This is a genomic window from Stenotrophomonas sp. P5_A8 (assembly GCF_056400545.1).
Genome location: NZ_JBFULB010000314.1, coordinates 1 through 4,451, shown reverse-complemented (window position 1 = coordinate 4,451; position 4,451 = coordinate 1). Strand labels below are relative to the sequence as shown.

Here is a 4,451-nt window from a genome sequence, read left to right as displayed (position 1 = left end):
CGCACAATCCGGCGCGCAAAGCCCGCTGCCACAGCCCTTTCCACGCATTGGCCTGCACCTGGAACGCACAAGGTGGAACACTGCGTGCGACCGCACCGGTCGTCGCCGGCGATGTGCCCGCCTATGGTGGGCCTGTCCCCCCAACGCCAGCCGCCATGACCAGCCCCTCCCAGCGTTACCGCATTACCGTTACCCCGATCGAGAAGGACGGGTTGCAGTGCAGCGGACGCTGCACGATCGAACTGGAACACCGCGCCCAGCAGGACTGGATGCGCCTGCTGGAAGTCGCGCGCCGGCAGAGCGGCCTCAGTGGTGATGAGCGTGCGGCGGCGATCGTGGCCATCCAGCTCCTGCACGACCTGGCCCAACGCCACGCGCAGGAACCGTCGCATCCACTGACCCGCCTGCAGCCGCAGCTGGGTGAAGTGCTCGGCGCGCTCCAGGACATCCAGCAAGCCCCCTGACGCGAGCGACCGCCCGCTACACTCTCCCCTTCTCCGGGGAGAGTCCGCCATGCGTCGTGCCGTGATCCTGTTGCCGCTCCTGCTGCTGGGTGGATGTTCGTGCCAGCGTCATGCCGGTGACGCCGGCAGCACCCAGGCAGATGCGACCACGCGCGCAGCCGCGCCTGCCGCGGCCGATGATGCACAGGCGGGCGCGGTAGTCGCGATGGCGCCGGCAATACTGAGCGCCGTGCCGCCCGACGCAGCCGACGAAAACACCGTCGTGCGCAATTACTTCAACGCGGTGATGCGCCGCGACCATGCCGCCGCCGAGGCCTTATGGAGCGGCGGCGCGGCAGGCAGGGACGACGCCGCCCTGCACGATCTCATGCAGCTGCCCGGCGTACGCGGCATCCGCCTGGAAAGCGATGTTCCCATCGCCCGCGATTCAGCGCAGCCCTCACGGCTGCGCGAGGTGCCGGTCACCCTCCGGGTCACCACCGCCGATCGGATCGTGCGCTACAAAGGCTGGTATCGGCTGCAGCCGCGCGCCGATGACAGCGGCTGGGAAATCCACGGCGCGTCACTGCAACCGGTGCTCGACTGAGCCTGCGGCAACGCCGTGCATGCCGCCATGCGCCGTCAAAGCTGGATTCAGCCGAAAGCGCTATCGTTGGCGTCTCTCTTCCCTGCCCGGCCTGACACCATGAACGTACGACCGCTGTTGTCCCGTCTTGCCGCCTGCACCGTACTGATTGCCGCCGCTGTGGGCGCACAGGCCGCACCGAGCGTGTCCGGCCGCCAGTTGTCCGTCGGCGCTCCCGACGTCCAGCAGTACCTGGACAGCAGCTTCCCGCGCACCCAGGACGCCCTCGGCGGCCTCATCGCGATGACCATGAGCCACCCGAAGCTGGCGCTGCCGCAGGGCAACCGTCTGGATCTGGGCTTCGACATCGCCATGGCCACCGCCGGCAGTGCGCCGGCCGCACTGGGCAAGGTCAAGCTGAGCAGCGGCCTGCGCTACGACGCGCAGACCCAGGGCTTCCATCTGGACCAGCCGACCGTGGATGACTTCACTCCGGCCAACAACGGTGGCCGGCTGGATTCGCGCACGCGCAGCCTGCTCAACGCCTGGCTGACCGACTACGCACGCCGCGAGCCGATCTACAAGATCGACCCGGCCGTGGCCGGCGTGCTCGGCGCGCTGCAGGTGCAGTCGGCCCAGGTCGAGAACGGCAAGCTGGTGGTTACCTTCAATCAGGATTTGGGCAAGCTGGTGCCGGCCGGGATGCTGGGCCGGTAAAGACCGCTCGTTGCTCGGCAAGCTCCAAACGTACGGCGGGTACCGATGGTTAATCGGTACCCGCACGGATCAACCCGCCAACGCCTTGGCGACCGCATCGGCAAACGCCGGAATGTCATCGGGCTTGCGGCTGGTGATCAGGTTGCCGTCCACCACCACCTCGGCATCGAGCCATTGCGCGCCGGCGTTGCCCAGGTCGGTCTTCAACGATGGCCACGAGGTCACCGCGCGGCCCTTGGCCAACCCCGATTCCACCAGCAACCACGGTCCGTGGCAGATCGCCGCGACCGGCTTGCCGGTGGCGCCAAAGTTCTTGATGAAGGCTACCGCCTGCGTATCGATGCGCAGCTTGTCCGGGTTGATCACCCCACCCGGCAGAACCAGCGCGTCATACGCCTCGGGTTTGGCACCGGCCAACGCCTGATCGACGGCGACACTCTCGCCCCAATCCTTGTCCTTCCAGCCGCGGATCTGCTTGGCGTCGCCCGGCGCGATCACCGTTACCGTGGCGCCCCAGGATTCCAGCAGGCGCTTGGGTTCCTGCAGCTCGGACTGTTCAAAACCATCGGTGGCCAGAACCGCCACCTGCTTGCCGTTGAGTGCGTGTGCCATGGAAAGCTCCGTTGAAAAGGAGCCTCCAGTCTGCGCAGTTGCGCATTGGGCAACAGTGACCGGCATGTGCACGCCATGTCGGTATCCACCGCGCTGCGCAGCGGGTACCGACCAAGGGCCGGTACGCCAGGGGTGCGATCAGCGCTTGGGCTGCAGCATCGTCCCGGTGCACTTCTTCGAACCGCAGCGGCATTCCCAGATCTTCTTCAGGCGCGCGGTGTGGCGCTCGGCCAGGGTGATGCCGTAGTTGTAGGTCAACTCGTCGCCCGGCTTGATGTCCTTGATCGCCTCGATGAACACCTTGTCCTCGCGGCGGTTGTCGCCCTCGGCCTCTTCGATCACCGCTTCGCAGTTCGGCTCGCAACTGTGGTTCAACCAGCGCGCATCGTTGCCCTTGTAGTTGGCATCGATGACGTAATCGTCGTTCAGGGTGAACAGGAAGGTGTGCCCGCTTTCCACGTCCCCGGTATCATCGGCATCCACGTCGGCGTGGCTGCGCAGCAGCCCCTTGTACTGGATGACCCGCTCGCCCTTCTTGATCGGCGCCAGCGCGAACACGCCATTGCCATGGATGGAGGACTTGCGGGCTTGGATCTTCTTGGGCATCTGGCTGGCCGTTGCGAGAGGTAGGCACCGATTCTCGCTTAATCTTTGTGATTGCCAAAGCGACGCGCGCGCCCGCCCCCGCGAGGCCCCGCCGCCACGCCCCTGAACGGGGTGGGTTGGATGCCCGCGGAGAAAAGCGTACAATTTCAGTCCGCTTTAAGGTTGTGCCCTCCCCATGCTCCGCGTCACCAAGCTCACCGATTACGCCACTGTCGTGCTGACCGTGCTCGCCGCCCGCCCGGGCGAGGTGCTCAGTGCCACCGAGTTGGCCGAGTTCGCCAGCCTCGAACCGCCCACCGTCAGCAAGCTGCTCAAGCCGCTGGCCCAGGCCGGGCTGGTCGAAGGCCTGCGTGGCGTGCGCGGCGGCTACCGCCTCACCCGCGCGGCCGACCAGATCACCCTGTTCGAGATCGTGGAAGCCATGGAGGGCCCGCTGGGCCTGACCGAGTGCGCCCACGAACACAGCCAGTGCGGACGTGAGATGCAGTGCGGCGCGCGCAGCAGCTGGCGGCTGATCAACGACGTGGTGTCCGAAGCACTGCGTGCGGTCAGCCTGGCGCAGATCCTGCCCCCTCTTCCCCTTGTTGACGCTCCCCGCCGCGTGATCGCGGCGGATGTCGTCTCCTGATCCACAGGCAGCCCCCATGGCCACCGATACCCTCGACACCGTCGCCGCCGGCGATACCCCCAACCGCGAGATCCATGAGCAGCTCGGCCGCAAGTACGCCGCCGGCTTCATCACGGACATCGAATCGGACTCGCTGCCGCCTGGCCTGGACGAGGACACCATCCGTGCCCTGTCGGCCAAGAAGGAAGAGCCCGAATGGATGACGCAGTGGCGCCTGGAGGCCTACCGTCACTTCCTGACGATGCCGATGCCGGACTGGGCCAAGCTGGAGATCGCCGCGATCGACCTGCAGGCGCTCAGCTACTACTCCGCGCCCAAGGGCCCCAAGTACGCCTCGCTCGATGACGTGCCCAAGGAGCTGCTGGACACCTACGACAAGCTGGGCGTGCCGCTGCACGAGCGCGCCAAGCTGGCCGGCGTGGCCGTGGATGCGGTGTTCGACTCGGTCTCGGTCGGCACCACCTTCCGCAAGGAACTGGCCGAGAAGGGCGTGATCTTCTGCTCGATGTCCGAAGCCATCAAGGAACACCCGGAACTGGTCAAGCAGTACCTGGGTACGGTGGTGCCGGTCGGCGACAACTACTTCGCCGCGTTGAATTCGGCGGTGTTCTCCGACGGCAGCTTCGTGTTCATCCCCAGGGGCGTGCGTTGCCCGATGGAACTGAGCACCTACTTCCGCATCAACGCCGGCCACACCGGCCAGTTCGAGCGCACCCTGATCATCTGCGAGGACAAGGCGTACGTGTCCTACCTGGAAGGCTGCACCGCGCCGATGCGCGATGAGAACCAGCTGCACGCCGCGGTGGTCGAGCTGGTCGCGCTGGACGATGCCGAGATCAAGTACTCCACGGTGCAGAAC

Annotated in this window: 7 protein-coding genes; 5 read left to right on the top strand and 2 right to left on the bottom strand. The window is 66.5% G+C overall.

Going from position 1 to position 4,451, the window contains the following annotated elements; translation table 11 throughout:
* Positions 1–155 precede the first annotated feature (155 nt).
* The 3 genes from AC1DQP_RS17050 to AC1DQP_RS17040 all read left to right on the top strand — a co-directional run bounded on the left by AC1DQP_RS17050 (position 156) and on the right by AC1DQP_RS17040 (position 1,746).
* Positions 156–464, top strand: coding sequence for a DUF3861 family protein (locus AC1DQP_RS17050; protein ID WP_457319245.1), 309 nt, complete (start codon positions 156–158; stop codon positions 462–464).
* Positions 465–513: 49 nt separating this feature from the next.
* On the top strand, positions 514–1,050 hold the full coding sequence (locus AC1DQP_RS17045; RefSeq protein WP_256777472.1) for a hypothetical protein: 537 nt from the start codon (positions 514–516) through the stop codon (positions 1,048–1,050).
* Between the two features lie 99 nt (positions 1,051–1,149).
* Positions 1,150–1,746: a DUF1439 domain-containing protein gene (locus AC1DQP_RS17040; RefSeq protein WP_256777473.1), complete on the top strand. Its 597-nt coding sequence runs from the start codon at positions 1,150–1,152 to the stop codon at positions 1,744–1,746.
* Between the two features lie 69 nt (positions 1,747–1,815).
* Here AC1DQP_RS17040 and AC1DQP_RS17035 read toward each other — a convergent pair whose 3' ends face one another.
* Positions 1,816–2,358: a type 1 glutamine amidotransferase domain-containing protein gene (locus tag AC1DQP_RS17035; RefSeq protein WP_457319247.1), complete on the bottom strand. Its 543-nt coding sequence runs from the start codon at positions 2,356–2,358 to the stop codon at positions 1,816–1,818.
* 138 nt (positions 2,359–2,496) lie between these two features.
* Positions 2,497–2,964 carry an SET domain-containing protein gene (locus AC1DQP_RS17030; RefSeq protein WP_256777475.1) on the bottom strand — a complete coding sequence of 156 codons (468 nt, stop codon included), beginning with the start codon at positions 2,962–2,964 and terminating at the stop codon, positions 2,497–2,499.
* A gap of 175 nt (positions 2,965–3,139) precedes the next feature.
* Between AC1DQP_RS17030 and AC1DQP_RS17025 the strand changes: the two genes are divergently transcribed.
* Together AC1DQP_RS17025 and AC1DQP_RS17020 are read left to right on the top strand one after the other, a co-directional pair.
* On the top strand, positions 3,140–3,592 hold the full coding sequence (locus AC1DQP_RS17025) for an SUF system Fe-S cluster assembly regulator (RefSeq protein ID WP_256777476.1): 453 nt from the start codon (positions 3,140–3,142) through the stop codon (positions 3,590–3,592).
* 16 nt (positions 3,593–3,608) lie between these two features.
* On the top strand, positions 3,609–4,451 hold an 843-nt coding region (locus AC1DQP_RS17020), incomplete at its 3' end, for a SufD family Fe-S cluster assembly protein (protein WP_478052063.1).